Annotated in this window: 12 protein-coding genes, 1 tRNA gene and 2 pseudogenes; 3 read left to right on the plus strand and 12 right to left on the minus strand. The window is 35.3% G+C overall.

The genetic code is table 11. The annotated features are described in order from the left end of the window. Nucleotides 1–105: 105 nt before the first annotated feature. From L0Z58_RS02510 to L0Z58_RS02545, 9 genes are all read right to left on the minus strand, one after another. On the minus strand, nucleotides 106–3,468 hold the full coding sequence (locus L0Z58_RS02510; protein WP_010962648.1) for a latrotoxin-related protein: 3,363 nt from the start codon (nucleotides 3,466–3,468) through the stop codon (nucleotides 106–108). Further along, complete coding sequence (locus L0Z58_RS02515; protein WP_010962649.1) at nucleotides 3,383–11,914, minus strand: RHS repeat domain-containing protein; 8,532 nt, start codon at nucleotides 11,912–11,914, stop codon at nucleotides 3,383–3,385. Before L0Z58_RS02515 ends, L0Z58_RS02510 begins: the two co-directional genes overlap by 86 nt. Before the next feature lie 35 nt (nucleotides 11,915–11,949). Next, the gene (locus tag L0Z58_RS02520) at nucleotides 11,950–13,359 is read right to left on the minus strand and encodes an ankyrin repeat domain-containing protein (protein WP_010962650.1); all 1,410 of its coding nucleotides are present in this window, start codon (nucleotides 13,357–13,359) and stop codon (nucleotides 11,950–11,952) included. A 379-nt stretch (nucleotides 13,360–13,738) separates the two neighbouring features. Further along, nucleotides 13,739–14,119: a hypothetical protein gene (locus tag L0Z58_RS02525; protein ID WP_010962651.1), complete on the minus strand. Its 381-nt coding sequence runs from the start codon at nucleotides 14,117–14,119 to the stop codon at nucleotides 13,739–13,741. Continuing rightward, nucleotides 14,112–14,944 (minus strand): IS5-like element ISWpi1 family transposase gene (locus L0Z58_RS02530; protein ID WP_099606204.1). Its coding sequence is split into 2 segments (ribosomal slippage): nucleotides 14,112–14,575 and nucleotides 14,575–14,944, totalling 834 coding nucleotides; the frame shifts between segments, so codons are not numbered across the junction. Before L0Z58_RS02530 ends, L0Z58_RS02525 begins: the two co-directional genes overlap by 8 nt. A 37-nt stretch (nucleotides 14,945–14,981) precedes the next feature. After that, a complete protein-coding gene (locus tag L0Z58_RS02535) occupies nucleotides 14,982–15,734 on the minus strand; it encodes a reverse transcriptase domain-containing protein (RefSeq protein ID WP_227738624.1) in 753 nt (250 codons plus the stop codon). Next, nucleotides 15,731–15,970 (minus strand): hypothetical protein, encoded by a 240-nt coding sequence (locus L0Z58_RS02540; protein ID WP_227738621.1) that lies wholly within the window; start codon nucleotides 15,968–15,970, stop codon nucleotides 15,731–15,733. Before L0Z58_RS02540 ends, L0Z58_RS02535 begins: the two co-directional genes overlap by 4 nt. Next, nucleotides 15,933–16,061, minus strand: coding sequence for a hypothetical protein (locus L0Z58_RS06620; RefSeq protein ID WP_255324786.1), 129 nt, complete (start codon nucleotides 16,059–16,061; stop codon nucleotides 15,933–15,935). The genes L0Z58_RS02540 and L0Z58_RS06620 overlap by 38 nt, the downstream gene beginning before the upstream one ends. A gap of 382 nt (nucleotides 16,062–16,443) precedes the next feature. Then, complete coding sequence (locus L0Z58_RS02545; protein WP_010962652.1) at nucleotides 16,444–16,986, minus strand: hypothetical protein; 543 nt, start codon at nucleotides 16,984–16,986, stop codon at nucleotides 16,444–16,446. Nucleotides 16,987–17,071: 85 nt separating this feature from the next. Here L0Z58_RS02545 and L0Z58_RS07035 point away from each other — a divergent pair. Beyond that, nucleotides 17,072–18,165: pseudogene (locus L0Z58_RS07035) on the plus strand (IS3 family transposase). A gap of 46 nt (nucleotides 18,166–18,211) precedes the next feature. On the opposite strand, the pseudogene L0Z58_RS02565 reads toward L0Z58_RS07035, so the two are convergent. The 3 genes and pseudogenes from L0Z58_RS02565 to L0Z58_RS02575 all read right to left on the minus strand — a co-directional run. Continuing rightward, nucleotides 18,212–18,590: pseudogene (locus L0Z58_RS02565) on the minus strand (IS4-like element ISWosp8 family transposase); the annotation flags it as partial. 221 nt (nucleotides 18,591–18,811) lie between these two features. Then, a complete protein-coding gene (locus L0Z58_RS02570; RefSeq protein ID WP_022626263.1) occupies nucleotides 18,812–19,675 on the minus strand; it encodes a gamma-glutamyl-gamma-aminobutyrate hydrolase family protein in 864 nt (287 codons plus the stop codon). Nucleotides 19,676–19,893: 218 nt separating this feature from the next. Then, nucleotides 19,894–19,966 (minus strand) — tRNA-Phe (locus L0Z58_RS02575). 79 nt (nucleotides 19,967–20,045) lie between these two features. Here L0Z58_RS02575 and coaD point away from each other — a divergent pair. Both coaD and L0Z58_RS02585 read left to right on the plus strand, forming a co-directional pair. Continuing rightward, entirely contained in the window at nucleotides 20,046–20,552 is a 507-nt protein-coding gene (gene coaD / locus L0Z58_RS02580; RefSeq protein WP_006279325.1) for a pantetheine-phosphate adenylyltransferase, read from the plus strand. Between the two features lie 68 nt (nucleotides 20,553–20,620). Further along, nucleotides 20,621–20,812: a zinc-finger domain-containing protein gene (locus tag L0Z58_RS02585; RefSeq protein ID WP_010962656.1), complete on the plus strand. Its 192-nt coding sequence runs from the start codon at nucleotides 20,621–20,623 to the stop codon at nucleotides 20,810–20,812. The last annotated feature ends 10 nt before the right edge of the window (nucleotides 20,813–20,822 follow it).

Genomic DNA, 20,822 nt, shown 5'->3' on the forward strand with positions numbered 1-20,822 from the left:
ATTTTAGCATTAAGACCATCAAACTTGGTCTGGTATCCCTAATTATTTTGGCTACCTTCACTTTAAATTTTCCACTACTTGGCATATTACCTCTTATATTATAACCTACCTATTGAGATTACCTCCAAGCTTAGTTACTCCTATCTCAGAAAGACAAGTTGATACTTTGTCCTTTGAATGGCCTTGAACGGAAGCATTACTTAAATAACTTTGAGGCTCTAAATTCATTTGCTTTGCATCATCAACTTCTAATCTACCATCTCCGTTGTGTAATATCCGTTGTATTGATCGATTTAGTACAACATTTAGCCTGCTATTAAACTCTACCATAAACTTGTCAAACTTCTTCGAACTTAACTTACCAGGACATCCTGCTTCTCTACTAGGACATGCTTTCTCTAAATACGAACTTAAAACTCCTGAGATCTCATCAAATTTACCACTCATGATTTTTCCTGTAACTTCTTTCTGTATTTCCACAAAATCAATATTTAATCGATGCATTGATATGCCACTTTTTAATCCAGCTTGTTCTACTACTTTCTCAAATCTCTTTGTAATATTGAGTGCATATCCCTGTGCTTCTAGTGGAGATATAGACTGATCTGCTGTAGAAATATACTTTTGATCTGTAACCTTTCTAATTAATAAGTCAAGTAACATTATCGTACCGTTTACATCCATTTTTGCATCAACTTGTGAGATTGGACTTTTAGTACTTGATACTACTTCAGGTAACTCAGAACCTAATAACCCACTCACAGAGCTTCTTATCCAACCAAATAAATCATTTATCCATGAAGACGTTCGAGTAGCACTATTTGTAATTTTTTTGTTTATATCAATAACACTTTCCCTACTTAGTTGATTTGAAATGGAAGTTACTCTACCAGCTCTAATTTTAGAGTTAGATATCGTCTCTACTTCACCAAGTTCAAGAAATACCGACCTTTTCTTTCTGATGGAACTAGAATTTTCTTCCTTCACTGACCTGTTAGTCATGTGTATGGAGAAATTTGGAACCTTTCCATAAATAGCTATCATGTTATCAGCCTTACTTTTTCTCTCTTTATGCCAGTTGCCCCATTCCTCTTCTGTTATAATAGCATAATCAATCACCATTGTCGATTGTACACAATGAGAACACCTATCAAAAGCTACTAAAGATTCTCCTGAATTTAGTTCTTTGTAAGTGGCTAAATATTTTATTAGTACTTCAACTTGGTGACCAGGGAAAACTTCTTTAGCTCTAGTAAGTGCTGTAATAACGTGAGCTTCAGCACAGTTATTGTGAACCCAAGGAGCCAATTTTTTATCAAGCTTTTCGACTTCTTCCAAAAGACTACTCTCTTTTAAAAACTCTTGAACTTCTTTTTTTAAATCCTTTGTTTTTTTTGCTATATCTTGTTCCAGTTTATTGACTTCTTTGTTTAAATCATCAAATTCCTTCGATAATTTTTGCCTTTCAGACATACTTTTTTCGGCTTTATTTTTTAATTCATTAATTTCCTTTTCCAATTCGTCTTTTTTACTCTTATCCTTTTCTTTACCTTTCTTCTTCAGTTCAATAATTTGTTCGTTTAACTTTAGAAGTTCCAATCTTTTCCTATTATCTTGATGAATATTCTCATCATGTTCTTTGTTTTGAATTTTCTCTTCTAAAATCTTAATTTCCTCCTTCGGTATCTTTTTTTTATTATTTTTTTCTAGACTCTTTTTTTGTTCTATTAAATTTTGATATTCATCCCACCATTTAGTAACACTTTTTTCTTCTTCCGGAATGGATTTAAGTTCTTCGTTATACTTTGATGCCTCAGTTACTTTTTGTTCTTTCTTAAGTAATAAATCCTTTAAACTGGAGTCGGATTTTAAGTAAATTTCTACTATTTTTGCTCTTAAAGAATCTGGACTCATCCACTCACCTTTTTCTCGATTTTCCTGTAAAAAAGCAAGTACTTTTTCATTCACCTTGCCATTTCTGCTTAATTCATCACCTAACATCTTGTCTAAACTCTCTGTATTAATTTTCTCAAATAATTCTTCTAAATTATTCTTTTTGATATTTTCTTGGTTCTCGTACATATGACGAGCCATAACTTCATTAAGTTCAGGACTATCAGCTACAACGATTCCTTTGCCAGCAATCTTTGAATTATCTTTCTGAAAAAAATAATCAACCAATTTATGACCCTTGAAGTCTTTATGAGTATACAATGCAATAAGTCCAGTATCTTGGTTTCCTGAAAATCCAGCTACTATATGTGTATCAGTTATTCCTATTGAAACTGCTCTGTTGGATATATTAACATTACTAACATCACCAACTTCTGGTAATTTGGTCAATTTATCTCTATAAAACTCAATGACATGGCTTACAATTTGCTCAGTGCGAACCTTAATATCGTTATAAATACTTGATCCTGCTACATTAGCACTACTGGGTCCTGGTACATCAATAGATCCTCTCTCATACAAGTTAATAGTATCATCCACAATTCTCTCAGTTAGAATACGCTCATCTCTACGTGTTTCTGCTACCTCTTTCAATTTATAGCTATAGTCCATAACAACATCCTTTACAGTTTTCTGAACAAGAATCTTATTACCATCAGCACTACTGCTTCCCGGTAGACTCTCCAATTCTGATTCAATTAATCTATCTATATGTAATCTATTACGCAACTCATCTTTATACTGTGAAACAGCACTCTCTGCTATTTCCTTAGAAAACTGTCTTTTTGCATCATTATCCTTCAATACTCTACCCAACTTGTGTTGTCTATAAGCATACTTACCAGTAGAGAAAATCTGATTGATTGTCATTGCTGTACCAAATACTTCCCTATAGGAGTTGGGATCACCCATATCTAGATCATGACTTAACCCCGCAAATGCAATCGGTAACCCAACTATTCCAACTGCTTTCATAAAATATTTCAGTTCACTAAGATGAAGAGAATCAGCAATAGGAAAAAAGCCTGTTTTTCTTTTGATAGTCTTCCAAAGAGGACCGTCTTCAGGAAAGTCGATATAATGATCGCTATGAGAAGGCAATCGACCATACTTGCGATTATGTAATCCTGCTTTTACTTTTGTAAAACCTTTTCTCAAAAACTTATTACCGCTATATGCAAGCATTGGCAGATCAGAAGCACCAGTAACTGCATCCAACAATCCATAGTACATTCCAGGCTTTGACCAGTCCCAATTAGCAGCATGTCCATTCATAGCAAATAATCCCCCACCAGTAACTGTACTACCACCAATAAAAGCACCTCTACTCAAACTAGAACTTAACTTTCCGTAAGCTATTCTAGCACCATGGATTCCAGCTGGTATGCTAGAACCTAATGCAAACCCATGAAACCCTGCATTCCACGTTTCAGGTGATCCATAAACCAAGCCAAGTCTCTTTACTTTTAAAATCCCATACTGTAGGATCCCATCTATTATTTGCTGCAGCTCCACCTAAATAACCTCCTGCCATAGCCCCAGCTATTATAAATGGTAGAAGAACCAAAAAGGCAAGCTCTCCATCTGGATCAACCATTGATACCGGTGAGTTACCAGCATATTTGTATGGACTAAAGTACTGCTCCTTCGGATCAATCTGATAAAACCTTCCAATATTTGGATCATAAAATCTTGCATGGTAGTTATATAAACCTATTTCTTCATCCCATTCTTGACCTGTATAACGATATGAAATTTGACCTTCAGGATCACTTTCGTACTTACGCATTAAATTATCATATGGTAGGTAATCATACGCTGCTACAACTTCATCACCCTTTACCACTAACCTTATTGAGCCTTCATGGTCAGTTATTACACTATAAAACTCATTATTCCTAATAAACCCAAACAACCCTCTAGGACCATAAATGTATGCTGTTACTGATACGTCTGGTCTCAAACCTCCAGCAATATAAGTAACTTCCCTTTCTACTAATGCTCGACCAAACTCATCTCTTATATAGTGTATTTCTTTTATTGTTTCCCCTGCTTTGTCATATACTCTCTTTAGTACACGTTCACCACGTGCATCATAGTAAAATTCTAATGCTCTACTGTCTATTAATTTTATTTTAGTAGCACGATTTGATACTGGATGATAATCAATCTGCTCAATGCCTTTGTGAAGAGCCTGAATTACATTTCCTCGACTATCATGTTTCACTAAAAAATTTTGTTCCATTTTAGATAAAGCAAAAGATTGAAACTTCACATTGCTAACTTGGTTGGTATTATTACGATAGTCAATCTCATAACGATCAAATCCAGTGTAAAAATGCCCATGATTACCGTTTGCATCTATACTATAAGACTCAACATCAAACTCCGCTTCACCAAGAGGATTAGCAAAATGTTCCGACAACACACTAACTATTTCGTAAACATATGGCTGATACCGCTCCAGTACCTCATTAAATTCTTTTGCAAAAGGATTCTTTAAGTATCCCTTCTCTTCTAACATTTTCACAATCTTATTTGCATTTGCTTCCTCAATACTACCCCACCTTACAAATGCATCTCGCAAACTTACCTTCAATGATGATAAATCCCGCTTTTGAGCAAAATACTCAATCAATACCTCTTCTAAAGGTAATTTATACCGTTCATAATCAGCATTAACACTTTTAAGATCATCAAGCAGTGTGCCTTTAATAAAAGATTTTCCCCTTTTACCATGACCTAAAGATACATCAACCTTTTCATTGTCTTCAACTAGATAACAAGACTCTTTCAATCTCTCCCAAATATCACGTGAGGCCGTTTCATTCATTCTAGGAATTTCTCTAGCAAAACTATCACGCTGCAGCGGCATAGGCACTTCCTTACCTACAAAATACTTGGCCTTAGTTAACTCTTGATAATTACCATAATCATAGCTATGTCCATATTCTCTAGGAAATCCTTCTCTTCCCAAGGTGTTTTGAATGTGACGACCAGTCGAACCATACCTGCAAATAATTGGGAGCTCGCCCCTCATGGTAGAAGAAACTTTTGCTTGATGCCCATTGTCATTCAGATAACCTCCTTTCTTTAGCTCGCGAAAACAAAGTGCTGATTTTTCAGAAGTGACATATTCACTTACAAAGGACTTCTCATTCAATCCAAGTTTACTATCATCACAATTTTCATGCCAGTCTGCTTGAAATTCAGTGCGTGTAATAGTCCCATCACCATATCCATAACCACCATAACTTCCATTGGTATAATAAACCTTCTCCGTTAAAAATTTATCTTTTAGTTCAATTAAAAAGCCTGCAGAATTATAACTATATTGACGCGTAAAGTTCTTTTCTAAATCTGGTAAGTGCACCTCACTACTGATCTGCCCATAAGCATTATAGGTAAAACTTGCAAACAGGTCTTCTTTTCCCCTTACACCAATACCTTCAATCCTACCAAGCTTGTCATACTGATAGTTAATCCTCAAAGGTCTATCCTGAATATCAATTGGATATTCTACCTCCCTTAATTTCCCTGCTCCATATCTCTTATTTACTGCAATCAATACAGGCTTTTCACTATCTTTAGTTGGAATAACGATACGTTTGCTTATAGTTTCTTTATCTATATTTAATACTGATTCTTCAATAAGAGGTTCTCCACTATTAAACGTAATAGCTCTTGCTATCTTTCCACGCAGAACAGGTTGATGTTCAGCATCGCTATAGTAAAATTCCTGATATGCTCTTGTATTATTACCAGAAAGCTCTAAACTCAGCAGCTCTTCCTTAGGCGTTGAAGAAATTACTTCACCCGTACTTCGCAGTCTTCCTAGTTCGTCATAATCAAAATATACAGTATTATCAATCTTCTCATTATTAGAATAGTGTAAAACAAATCTTAGCAATCCATCCTTATCGTATAAATTCTCTACTTTCCCTGAATCTGGCGTTGTTTTATTAATGATTTTTCCCCTTTGGTCATAACTTATATTTACGCCTAAAGAATCTTGCAAAGTCTTTTCCTCTCTAGACGTAGAATTAAGCTGTGAATTCATTTTGTAAAAAGTACCCACCTTCTCATGATAAATAGGCGGTAAACTCTTTACTAGCTTGCCATTCTCACCATATTCATAAGTGCTTAATAAACTTTTACTTTTTGGAGTGGAGATATACCAAGCTACTCTGTTATCCTTGCTGTCAAAAACAGAAACATCTTTCACGTTTCCAGGTTTATGCTCTACACGGTAACTATAATTTTTGCTGGCAGGAAAGAGATTGCTGATAAACAAATTATCTAATGAAGAAGAAAAACGTTTGGCATAAGGACCTGAAATAGAAAACTCTTTGCCAGGTAAACCTACTACACACTCCTCATTCAGTGGATTATCGCAATATTTAACCTGACTGTAACCATATTCTCCTACAATTCTTGCAGCATCACCCTCCAATTTGCCAGTTTTCCACACCGAATTTGCTTTATAAGGATTACCATTCGTAACAAAATCAGAATAGTAAGCTAAAACATTAGTTCTCTCTATACACACTGGTTGTGTAATAATAGCTTCTCTACCAAGCTCATCATACAGATATTCCTTCACTATTGCAGCATTTTCACTTTCTAATACAATTTCCTGTACCTTTTCATTCAGTTCATTAAAATAAGTTACCTCAACGCTTGGCTTACTAAAGACAATCACATCACTTATTCTTGCTTTACCGCTAATTTCTAAATTGAACAGAGAAGCATTCAAAAAACCATCAAAATATAGACCTCCATCTACCCATACGAATATCCGCTTACCCTCAGCAACTATTAGTAGTTCACCATCAAGTGGTATAGATTGACCTCTCCCCGAGAATGCAATTTCCGCTTTACTTCCTGTGCGGATTACTTTTAGATTATTATTAAAATTGATCACACTACCATCTGACTGTAGTGAGAAATAAAACCTCATTCCATATGAAGCACGATCTATATCACTTGAATTTAACTGCAAGGTATGTGTACCACTAGTTAAATGTTGCAACCTTCCAGGAGAAATTTGCCAAGCATCAGCACTATCTATTTTCCAACGCTCGTCAAATGAGTCAGAAGCAAAATCCTCATAAAAACCATTTTCAGGCTGAATTATAACACTACTCTTTAGCTCTGTTATTTTACCGATACTTGAGGATTTAGTATAAGTACTAAGCTCTTTAAGCTCACCATATCCACTGATGCTTCCTACTTGCTTTTGATATTTATCATAAATCTGTCTCTCAACCAATCCGCTAGCACTTATCACTTCTGTCACCTGTTTGGTATATACATTAGCTTTAAAACTACTCTTGAGTGGAGAGAAACGAACATGATCTACATCAACAGTAGTGTTTGTACTAGGAGCTACAATAATAGATGTTGTTAATTTAACATTCTCTTCTTCTACTAGAGTTTTATTTGTCTGTACTTCATTTACATTTTTCAAAACCTCTTTCGCATAAAATAAATCTACAATTACCTCTAAATAGAACCAATTACCAACCTGTAACTTAACTTCACCAAGTGGTAAAACCGTCTCATTTTTGTTTTCAGTTGAAACAACTGCTTTTAGATAAGGAACAATATCACCAAGTTTAAACATTTCGCTGTGTGGCCTTACCCAGCATGATGCTATGTATTCCTGACTTTGATCATTTGGCTGAAACTTCCCTACCAAGGACTTTCCTGATAAGCTCAAATAGTTCCTTCCAGTAAATGAAAAACCTTCTCTTATTATATCCTTCTCATCAAATACCCATTTCTTTTCAAATGTGGAGTTTTTTTCACCAATTCTATTTACCTCATAACCTTCAAAGCCATAGTAACCAACTTCTTCATCTGCTATTTCGTAAGGAAAAAACTGTGCTATTTCTAGTCTTCCTGTTTTATCCAATAAGGTAGTGTTTAAGTATAAATTCTCCTTATCTACTGTGGTGGCATTAGCTTGCTTATTTTCAAAATTTACAATTTTTATCAACTCTTTTTGTGAGTTAAAAATTCTTTTTTCTGTTCTAGATTGGTTGCCAAAATCTCTGGTTTCTTCTATCCAACCAAAAGATTCCTTATCATTGCCTGGAACTACAGAAACATTTTCATAATATATAATATTACCTAACGCTTTTGCTTTACTATATTCATATCCAGTAATACGCTTATTACCATCATCAAAACTCACTGTAACTTGTGTAATAACAGGATCAGGAAATAAATGTCCAGCCTGTTTGCGAAAGACCAAAGTCTTACCACTATTTTCACTCGTTACTAATGTTTGATAATTACTGAATGGACTTAATTTCTCTGACCAAGACAATTCATCAGTTCTACTAATATTGCCATCATTTGCAAACTTAATCACGCTTACCCGTTGATCCCTTGGCTGATAAGCCAAGTAAATCGGATATCTTATCACAGTCTGATTGAATTGATTGACTCCTAGCTCTTTAACCAGCTCCTCTTTATCATTTGACTTCTTATTATACAGCTTGATGGAAGAATTTAGATCTTCCTTTTTCAAAACAAACTTTTCATCAAGTGGAACAGAAAATTTCTCCTGTTTCAGCTCTTCTTCAGATACCGTACCTTCCTTCCAATTATCACCAGTAAAAGTGAGCTTGGTGTTGTTACATATCACCACTTGTGAATTTAGAAATGCAAGATACTTATAAGGATTTAGCAGAAAAGGCTTTTTTGCACGATCTTCTAGAGATTTAGTGACATCCTTGAGAACTTCATCTTTTTGATCATTTCTTCGATTAGAATTATCAGTTTGCTTATGTATTTCATCAACAATACTACCACGAACATCCTTAGCAACAACCTTCAATTTATCGTTAACAATTTGATAAGCAAGTTTGAAAGAACTTCCACTACCATTTTCCAACCAATCTGAAATTTGATTTAAATCATCTTGTAGAATCTTTTTTTGTTCGCGTTTAGCTAATTTGTAACTACTATCCAGAACAAATAAGTCTATTACAGAATAAAGCTTCATTCCCTCCGTTTTCCATCTATTTAGAAACAACAAATTATTACTAACTTGCAATGCATTACTTTTGAAGAATGCGAAAAAATCATCACGCCGCTTGCTATCTAAATCAAATTTATCTAATGTTTCCTCTATATCATTAATCACTCCGGGTATTGCTTCAATTGTATTATACCGCCACCGGTCTTCATAATCCTTATATCCTATTGACAAAAGATCGTTATCATAAAAGATAAACCCTCTACCAAACACTTTGAGCAATAGTGGTACTTCTGACTCAGCAAAAGGTTTATCCTTTCTCCACTCTTTTGAATCTTTATTCCAGCTAATCACTTCTATAGCAGAGTCACGATCTACTACAACCATAAAACCCTTGCCAGGATTGATTGTTGTTTTTTCACTAAAAGTGTAAGATTTGGATAACCATTTACCTTTTTCTTGACGTAGTAAATGTAACTCTTGATCAGTACTATAAGATAAAACAACAGCAAGAAAACCACCTGTAAGAACAACCCCATAAGATTTTGCTCCACCCCTTCCTAACAGCGGTAATTTTGATGAATCTTTCCGTGCTAGAGAAGAGTACAACTCCTCTGTCATCTCTTGATTAAACATTCTGAGGACTACTTTCTCTTGTCCATCCATATAACTCACAAGTACGTAATCATCAACATAATCTACTCTGTAGTCTTTCCCTACATCATACTTTTGCGCAATCCTCTCATTAACTGAAATTGAGAAGTCTTTTTCCAGCAATTGGTAGTCAAATTGAACACTTGCACCAGTTGGTAAAATAACTTTCTCCAACATATGTGATTTACTGTAAGAAAATTGTAGAATCGGCTGATTAGTGGAATCACCTTCTTGCTTAATTTTAGATAATAAACGCTTTCTGTCTTTTACTTCATAAACGAAACTGATATCTTGTTGATAGTTTGTAGTACTAACCTTATAGCCACTAAGATAACGAGTTTGCACCATTTGTGTATTGATATTGCCTTGCTTATCTACTATAGGAGGTAAATCATACTCACTTTTGTCTTTATCAGAGTAATTGAAGGTAATATTATTGCCCTGATCATCACTAATGGTCTTTAAGTAAATTTCCCTGGTAAAGTTTTTACCACTTGCTACTTCAACGTTAATTGCGTCATACGTACAATGCAGAACATTATTATTTTCATCCTCTATTTGAGCTAAATACCAGACATTGGCAAATTGCTCTTGTCCTGTGGAGCTACTACCTACACCTCGCCAATTTTTCCATTTCAATCCCCAACCAACAGCTCCATTTTGAGCACTACCGTAACTCTGCTTAACACCCTTGCTATCTATTTCCCATCTTTCTTTGTCTCTATAATAACGCACCTGTACATCAGATTGTTCATTCGATAATTTAAAGGAATAAACGTTATCAGTTGAATTTTTAGAATCAAATACTAATTGCTGTGGCAAATCTTGCAGAATAACATAATACTTTTTATCTTCAGGAAAAATACTTGCTTGGTGATCCACCATTATAAAATTTTGTGGTAAGGACCAACCAAGACCCAAATTACCGAATATTTGACTATTGCCATCATAAAACACATCTAACTTGAGATCAGATGAAAGGTTTGATAAATCAATTAATGGCAGTTTAAAATTTAGCTTTCCTGTATTTTTATTAACCGCATCGATAATCGAAGAGTCATCTAATTGATCCCTAAGTAAAAGATGAGGCTTTTCTTCTTCAAGATGAACCTTAGATACTTGTGGCACTACCTTTGATGTTGTTACCTTAGATGAAGCATTATCTATCTCAAGTTCCTCTTCTAATGATAGTGAATCTTCAATTTCTACAATATTTGCTAAGTGCAATTGATTCTTATACTTTGTAAACACTATCGGATGTTTTGTAGTTGGAGGGCTAGCAGGCAAAACTTTCATTACACGACTATGACGCTGAGAAATAGTAAGCTCAGAATTATCCAACAAGGACTGCCATTGATTAGTACGATTATTAAATGAAAGTAAGTTTATTCCACTCGGGCCAGTAAAGAGCATGTCCTCTCTGCCATCTAAATCTATGTCTTCAAATTGAATGGAATTTATATATTCTTGTTCCCAGCCCTTTAACTTTGAGAATGAAGGCTGATAATCAATCAGTCCATAATTATTGATGCTACTATTATGTTGATAGACAAATAGTCCGCTGGAATTTAATACAACAATATCACGATAAGACTGGCCGGTTAAATTAGGAAAGAATAACTCCTCCTCAGAATCATCAGACTTGGCACTACTTGGTACTTGTATCAGATGTTCTAGTCGGTGAGTTTGATTGAATGAATATATATTAAAACCATTATTACCATGAACAATAATATTTTCCTGGCCATTTTGTTTTAAATCAGATAAGGCAAACTTGGCTTGAGAAAAATTACCAGGAATAGTATAATCATACTTAGGTGTATGAATTGGATATTGCTGTTTCTGAAGCAAATCCTTCACAACCACAAAGAGCTTTGTGCCATAGTTTCTTCGATAAGTTAATATTCCAACCAAGCCTTGATTACGGTAAAAATGGCCAAACTTTATAATACTGCCAGGTTCATTCCAGTCACGAACGCTACCAAAACCATTGTTCCTAAAATTCTCAGTTCTATTTAAGAGACTAAACTCGTTATTCTTATGCTGGTAAAAACTAATTCCTTCTTTGGTTTTTGCAATCAACATCAGTTCTCCATTTCCTAACACGTCAGCAAAATAGATTTGTTGAGCATGAAGACCTCTCATGGAGAGTGTCTCTTTCCAAGTATTGTTGTCATACCGATAGCCATTCAGTCCTTCCTTATGAAGAGCATACAATTGTAAAGGGTCACCACTTCGAGAATTATCTTGATAGAGTTGTACCCCTTCATCAAAAGGAAGTACTTGCTTGGCAAAGCTTAACTTATAAAAATTTGGCATAGAAAACCTCCTGAAAAATCTACGGAAATAAGTAATTACTTCAAAACGAAAGAAGAATTACTTTCCTTTGTTTTCTCTAAAACAATATCGCTAACGTAGGAAGAAGGCTTAACGCTTTCTTGTAGCGACCCCAGAGTGGAGTTACTTACATTTCCTAACTCTTTTACATCACGCCTACTACGTAAACCTTGTTTTTCTTTAAGAAATTTCACTACATCGAACCTGCTATTACTAGTAGCATATTCCAGAGCTGTTCTTGATTGCTGGTCCCGATGATTAACATCAGCGCCCTTATCTATAAGTAATCTCACCACATCTAGTTTGCCCACCTTAGCAGCAAGTTGCAGAGGTGTTTCAAAGTATTTGCCTTTACTATCAACATAAGCACCACTATCTATAAGTAATCTCACCACATCTAATTTACCCATCTCAGCAGCATAATGAAGAGGTGTTTGAAGGTATTCGTCTTGATGATTAACATCAGCGCCCTTATCTATAAGTAATCTCACCACATCTAGCTTGCCCTCCTCAGCAGCAAGGTACAAAGGTGTTTGAAGGTATTCGTCTTGATGATTAACATCAGCGCCCTTATCTATAAGTAATCTCACCACATCTAAGTTGCCCATCTCAGCAGCATAGTACAGAGGTGTTTTAAGTTGCTGATCTTGATAATCAACATAAGCACGCCCATCTATAAGTAACCTCACCACATCTAAGTCACCCATCTCAGCAGCATGGTGCATAGTCGTTGCATGGCATAAGTCATTAGCACCAACAACTAAACTTCTCAACTTTTCAAAAATACCACGTGCTTTTCCCCTTATATCATTCGGAACGTTTGTTCGATCAATACAACCTATCCGCAAAGCTTTAGCTAACTCAGCCGTTTTAGGCAAATCTATAGGTTGAGTATTTTCCATTTCGACACTTAGAGATTCGTAAACCCAAAATTTTAACTTGGCATCCCCGATACTCTTGCCAAACTCAAGCAACAAAGGAAAGTTATTTATCCGGCCACTGTATACCTGCTTTACCACATTAGAAGTTTCAGTTTCATTGTTAATCTGCTTTAGCTTTTCTTCTGCATCTTTAAACTTCCTTGCTTCTATATCCTTAGTACATTCAACATATAGGTACTTTCGCTCATTTTCTTGAATTTTTTTGTTCAAGTCTTCACCTTGTTTACGAAGGTTTTTCACAATTGCACTCAACCTTTTTATCTCATTAGCTTTTTCTGATAGTGTTTGACTGGACTGTCTTTTCATATCATTAAAAGATCGTTGTAAAACAATCAGTTGCCCTTCAAGCGAGGAGATTTGTTCTTTGTAACTTTCATCAGAAGCAGAAGAAGAATTCTTTATCTCCTCAATCTCCTTTTTTAACTCCCTCACTTTATTTTCAAGCCCGATAATGATTTCCTCTTGATTCTCAGGCACAGTCTCCATCTCTGAGAGTGACTCGTTAGTAGAACGTTTAAAGCGTTGGCTCTTTACATACGTTGAAACTTCTACCAGCTCACCGGTGTCTCTTAAATCTTTGAACTCATCTCTTATTTCTGTAAACCTACCATCAAGGTCTCTTTCAACAACTTCAATTTCTTTTCTTACATTGTTACTATTCCTAAAATTGCTACTTTTGGAAATACTATGGAGAGAAACATTTTCATTTATTCTCCCTTCAAACTCAGATAAATTAGAAAGATTATTATCAAAAGGTCTGGTAGAGACTCATGACCTTGAAACCAGCGATTTGGTCTCATAACCATAGTCTCCCCAAAAGAACCGTGCTTGCGGATTTCCCGCACACGGCTCCACAATACAGCGTTCACACTAGTGCTCCTGTGTATAAAGAAACATATACCTTTGGTTTTGGTAATGGATTTACTTTTAAATAGTGTATAAATTGTTCCCAATCCATACTTTTCTTTTGACTACGTCGGTTTATCCACTTAAATGCTAACTTTGTTACCGGTCGATAGAATTGAATCAAACACCGATAATTTCCGCTAACTCCGAAGTAGCTATAGTGTCCTGTTAGTTTGGCTTTAAGTTTCTGCCACCAATCTTTGAGACAGATACGACTTCGTACCATCTTCAACCATTCTTTGATTTCTTTAATCTTTCTGGCTAGGCTTATTTTTGAAGTTTTCTGCTTCATCATAAGTTTACCATTAGAGGTTGTCCGGAAACTAGTAAATTCAAGCATATTCCCTCTTTAACATAACCCTACTCATAGCTAGGTATATGAAATTCTCAGTGGATGTTGTGAGTAAATCATACTCCTTCGATAGCCTTCTATTCCTATTAACCCAAGCAAAAGTCCTTTCTACAACCCATCTTCTTGGCTGTACTTTAAACCCTTGTTCTCTTGTTGGTAGTAGCTCAGGTGGCGTATCTTTGTGCACCCAAAATCTACATGGAGGCCTTTTAACAATTTCAATATCTATGTCATATTCTTCCTTTATGTGATTCTTTAAATTTCTTCCTTGGTATCCCATGTCAGCCCACATTTTTTTAACTTTAGTATATTTTGTTCTCATATTGTTTAATGCTATTTTAATACCATCTCTATCATTTTCGTTAGCAGCGCCTACGTAACAACCTAGTATAAAACCCTGAGTGTCTGTAATTATATGCCTTTTTCTACCCTTTACTTTTTTACTTCCATCATAGCCTTTGATCCCCCCTTTTCTGTAGTCTTTACAGATTGACTATCTACTATACAGGCACTCGGCTGCTCATTCCTTCCTATTTTTCTTCTACTATATTTTGTAATTTCATAATTCATTTTCTCAAAAATTCCCTGCTTCTTCCATTGCCTGAACTGCTCATACACAGTCTTCCATAGCGGAAAATCATTTGGTAAATACCGCCATTGACACCCTGTACGCAATACATAGAAAATTGCTTCTAATATTTCTCTTTTGCTATACTTTGGCGGCCTTCCTCCTTTCTTGTATGATACTCTGAAGTGTTTTTCTATTCTTGACCATTCCCTTTCGCTTAGATCTGTTGGATACTTTTTTCTCATCTTTACCCCGTACTAAAATTTCAGATATTATAGCCTTTTACTTGTTTCCGGACAACCTCTTACGACTTTTTCCACAATAATGTGTAAATCCTAGAAAGTTGAAGCTAGCCGTCCTACGTTTCTCTCTTTCTGCTTGATACCATTCTTTCTTACCAAACTTTACTATTTTTGTTTTATTTTCAGCTATTTCCAACCCAAATTTACTTAGTCTTTGTTTCAGTAATTCTAGAAATTCTTTTGCGTCTTCTTCCCTCTCGCAGCCAACTACAAAATCGTCGCAAAACCTTATTAGCTGTAAATATCCTCTGGCTTTTGGCTTAAATTTCTTTTCAAACCATAAGTCCAGCACATAGTGTAAGTATATATTAGCTAAGACAGGGCTTACTATACCACCTTGTGGTGTGCCTTGATCGGTTGCTTTATAACATCCAACTTCGACTATTCCTGCCTTTAGAAATCGTTTTATTAACCACAATAAATTTGGGTCAGCTATTCGTTCCCTTAGACAATTCATTAGCCATTTATGTTGAACATTATCAAAGAACTTCTTGATATCCACTTCTACAATATAGTTAATTGGTTTGTGCATAACTGCTTTATCTAGAGCGTTTATCGCCTGATGACAATTTCTTCCTGGTCGAAATCCATACGAGCTGTCCATAAAGTTTGCTTCATAAATATTTTCTAATATCTTCTTTAGCATTACCTGTACCAACTTATCTTCCGTTGATGGTATTCCGAGACCGCGCTTCTCTTTGCTCCCGGCTTTGGGTATGTATACCCTTTTCACTGGTAGCGGTGATATTGTTTTCTCTTCATACTATCCACTAGTGTTTTAAGTTTCTCTTCTAGATTTTCTCCATAAGCTTCCACTGTCACACGATCTATACCACAAGCCTTGTTGCGTTTTAGTTCCTTATAACACTCTGCAAGATTCTCTTCATTAATCAAATGAACTAATGATGTAAATTTTACTCGCTTATCTTGCTTAGCCCTTACTGCTATCTGGTTTAGTTTTCCTTGCATACTCCTCTAATCTCTGTTGTATTGGTATAGCAATCCCTATACCAGTCACTATATTGCTAACCGCTTCCCCTTGTATGTGGCTTTCCCACACTCCGAGTACTATCAGTTAGTCCGACTTCCTTTGCATCTTCCTCCAGTCCTCGCCTTTATTGACTTGTTCCAGAGTACCCTTACAGGAATACAAAGGATCTCCCAAGTTCACGTAAGGTCCATCTCAACATATGACGCGGCCTTCGATCCCGATGAGGTGAGTAATATCTTGCCTTAGCGTTATTACCCATGTTGCCTTCCACCAAATGTAAAGTGTCAGCCCCCATGACGCGTGAATTACGGGACTCAATACCTTCACTTTCGTTGCACCCTATGTTGTCCATTCCATTAGCTTTACTACGCTCGTTACCTTACGCAGCATAATGGTTTGTTCCAGGTTGCCGGCTAAGCTTTACCCGTGTTGGATTTTCACCAACTGTTCCTTACGCACTTCTTGGCGCACACATTTTGCCAACCCCCTTATTATGATGTGTAGTACAATGATACAAATTAAGAATTCCCCCATCCTGTGCTGGTTCTTCGATCTGAAATCCTACTTCTACCTGATCACAACCAATGTTAATTTGTCCTATTAATGCTTTAATAATGCCGCGCTTAGTTTGCCAATCTAGCTGTTCCAGGTTCGATTTTACACTAGAATAAAAATTCTTTATGCTATTTATAATAAGACTTATTCCTTTTTCTACTGCCTTCTGATCAACTACCTTTTTTTTCTCTTCTTCTATCCCTTGTAAGCGTTCTTTCATTTTTCTCATTGTCTGTTTAAATTCTTCCTCGCTTATATATCCTTTCTCTCCTGCATTTTCTTGACTATAATAATCTTCCATTAATTTTTCGATACCTTCTCTTATTTGATTTTCTCTTCTTGCAAACTTTTTCTCTGATGATTCATCATTTTTATTTTCTAATACTCTACGTTGGTATTCCTTTTTTATCATCTCTGGGTTTTTTAGTACATCTTTCACCTTTTCCCATACTGACCTTACCCAGAAAAAGTGGAGAGAAAGAAAGGAGTTTTTTCGGGTAAAATAAAATTTTGGAGGATTAGAAATGGCAAGAGAATACACGGCAGAATTCAAATTGGAAGCTGTTAAGCTGGCAAATGAACAAAGAAAGGTAGGTCAACCAGTTGCAAAAGTAGCAAGAGATCTAGGAATAAGGGATAGTGTATTAGGAAAATGGATGAAGAAATATAACGAAAAAAAGTCAGCGGCAAATGCATTTCCAGATGTAGCACCTTATGACAAAGAGAGATTTGATTTACAGAAAGAGTTAGCAAAAGTAACAAGAGAAAGAAACATTTTAAAAAAAGCCCTGGCCAGTCAAAAAGAGTAAAATATTTTTTCATAAAAGAGCATAGTAAACACTATAAAGTGCAGGAATTATGTAGGGTTTTCTGCTAGTGGCTACTATAAGTGGACTACAAGGAAAATAAGCAGTAGAGAATCAGCAAATAAAGAGTTATTAGCAGATATTCAAAAAATATATCAAGCTTCTAAATGTAGATATGGAGCTCCTAAAATTCATGCTGAATTAAAGGCTTTGGGTAAAAGTTGCAACTTAAAAACAGTGCAAAGTATTATGCAGAAAAATGGTATTCAGGCTATATTGAGAAGAAAATTTAAAATTAAGAAACAACAAACGGACAGTAGCTCCCAATATATTAGACCAAAACTTTATTGTCGATCAACCAAATAAAGTATGGGATTACTTATATAAAAACCAAAGAAGGATGGCTATATTTGGCAACAATAATCGATCTATATTCACGCATGGTAGTTAATGAGCAGTTCAATAAATAAACAATTGGTTATGGACTCTTTATTAATGGCCGTTAACAAGCGTAAACCTGCCAAAAATCTACTATTACATAGTGATCAAGGTTCACAATATACTTCGCAAGGTTATCAATATCTCTTATCCATAAAAAACATAGATGAGTCATAAAGGTTGTTGTTACGACAATTCTGTTGTGGAAAGCTTCTTTAGCTCATTGAAAAGAGAAATACTTATTGATACTTCACAACACTCTGCTCAACAAACTAGAACTGCAATATTTGAATACATAGAAATTTTTTATAACAAACAACGTCACTATTAACTATTGCATTCCTGAGCATTTTGATTCATCATTCTCTTTGTGAAAAACATTCCAAACTTTCTCTCCACTTTTTCTGGGTAAGGTCAGTTTCCATTTGGTTCAAACTCGGATACAATTTCCCCAGAGCTGGGTAATCTCATACCAGAACCATCTGCTGCAATAAGTCTATAGCCTCTCCAACTCAGGTTCATCCTGATAGGCTGTTTGGATGCTTAAATTCTTGAAAGCCTGTATGGCAAATCTTATACCTTGCTTTAGAAAAAGCTTGCTTTGAGGGTACATGTCAATGGCTCCATAAGTTCACATTCTATTCCCAAACTTTTTTTAACTAACTTTAAAATCATAGAAAATACTGTCGAAAAAGGAAGTTTTCTTGTTCGTGTAAAACTCAACACAATGGATTTTCTGAAAAGTTTTCGAGTATATTGCATTTTTAATTTGTAAGATAAGATCTTTTCCTTTTTGCATGCCTCACCTAAAAAAGACACATTTTAAACTTTTTTGTTGCAATAAAATAGAAACAAAAGTGCTGTCCCTTGCACTCTTTGGATAATTTAATGATAAAAAATTTGGAGAGAAATTTTATACACTATCGCTGATATTTTTCCTTAAGTTGACGCCATTGCCTGAACGGATACATGACAAATCTATCGTTTATCAAATCGTCGGTAAGCCTAAAGCTATAGCCATTAAGCACGATAAAGAAAATCATTCATAATCGCTATAGCAACTAGTGTAGACACTTGACGTTCCTTGTGATTTGATAAATAGAGGTTTTTATCTGACTTCACAACAAGGGCTTCTGGATGACTTTGAAAGTGAACATTACCATGCTTATCTTCAATAGCCTCTATTACCCCCTCACTGGAAAATGCTGCAACTTTATATCCAAGTGACTCCAATTTTCTTCTATTTTCTGGTGTATTACTTACTGCTCCTGAATGAGCATCTGGAAAATATGTTGAAAACCAGCCATTTTCATTAGGTATTAGGAATTTGGCTACTACTTCTGCTAAACGACTATTTGGAACGATCTTTATCTGCTGGAGAGGTAGATCCTCTTTCTGTGGATTAGGTGCTGATTTTAAATGAGATCTTCGTTTCTCTTCATCACTCACAACACTCACTACTTCAATTCCCTTTGCATTCATTATGCCTTCACATATGCCAAGTAAATGAATTGCAGGGTTATCATCCACTATTTTTACAATTGCTTCAGTAACAAGCTGGCGACAAGGAGTGGGTGCTGAGTGTAAATTATCCGGAATAAATATTCTATTTATTTTGTGCTCTTTAACAAACTTTGCAACTTCAACTTTTATTCGGTCTAATGTTAGCTTCTTTGCCAATGTTTCATCTTGTTTTGCAAAGATAAGCGACTTTTCTTGGATTTCTTTTAAGTTAATTATTTTATTGTAGTCAATAAGTACGGTTTTAACTCCAAAGTTATTAAACATCTCGTAGATATTTTGAGATAGCCCAAGCTCATGTGCTTCTTCCGTTTTCAACAAACCAACAACTATGTCATTATTTACTGTATTTTCTGCCGTCAAGACAGTTGACGCTGGTTCTTCTTTTCTGGTTACATGTTGAGATGCCGGTTTTTCACTAACGCCAGCATAAGTAATATTGCTTAATAATAGAACTATAATTAATAAGATATTAAATAGTTTATTATAATATTTATATACTATGACTTGCCTCCCTAATATTTATATTACGATATAGAGTATTTTATAACAAAAAGGCAAGTTTGCCAAGAAAGAGAAGGTGGCCTGAGCAGGAATCGAACCAGCGACACAAGGATTTTCAGTCCTTTGCTCTACCAACTGAGCTATCAGGCCAACTGTATACTTTTATTTTTAGATAAAAAATGTTATTATGTCTATCAAAAGTTTTTAAAGTAGTTTATAAAAATAAAGGATGAACATTAATGACAAAATAGGAATCTACCCTGGCACATTTGACCCTATAACTTTTGGGCATCTTGACATAATCAAAAGAGCGTGTAAACTAGTCGATAAATTAATAATAGGAGTTGCAGAAAACGTTAATAAGCATACTGCCTTTGACACAAAGCTACGCACAAGCATGGCTGAAAATGAAATCAAAGGGCTAGGAATTGATGCAGATGTTATATCTTTTAATGGGTTGCTAGTGAAGTTTGCCAAAGAGCAGAATGCTTCTGTTATTATTAGGGGATTAAGAGCAGTATCGGATTTTGATTACGAGTTTCAAATGAGCTGGGTAAATTATAAACTTCTTCCTGAAATCGAAACCATATTTCTTCCTGCTTCTGAAGATACTCAATTTATCTCATCAAGCTTTGTAAAGGAAATAGCAAGATTAGGAGAAGATGTTAGCAAATTTGTATCAAAAGGTGTTCAAAACGAATTGATTAACCTGAATAGGATAAAAAATGGAGAATAGTGCTTGTTGTTTTTTATTTCTGAATGGGTATATTCAATATATAAAATGTTATAAGCTAAAGGAGCAGCATGTCAAAAGTGAGGGTTAATAATAGAAAAGTTTGTTGTCATGGTGATGAGAATGATGAGGGTTCCGGCCATCCATTAATATCTTTAGATATGGGAGAAGAAGAGGAAATAGCCTGCCCTTATTGTGAAAAGACGTTTGTCCATGACTGCACTGTAGAAGCGGTTGGGGAGCTGACTAGGGATGAGCTCTAATGGCACTTCT

Source organism: Wolbachia endosymbiont of Aedes aegypti (assembly GCF_021496215.1).
Lineage (GTDB): Bacteria > Pseudomonadota > Alphaproteobacteria > Rickettsiales > Anaplasmataceae > Wolbachia > Wolbachia pipientis.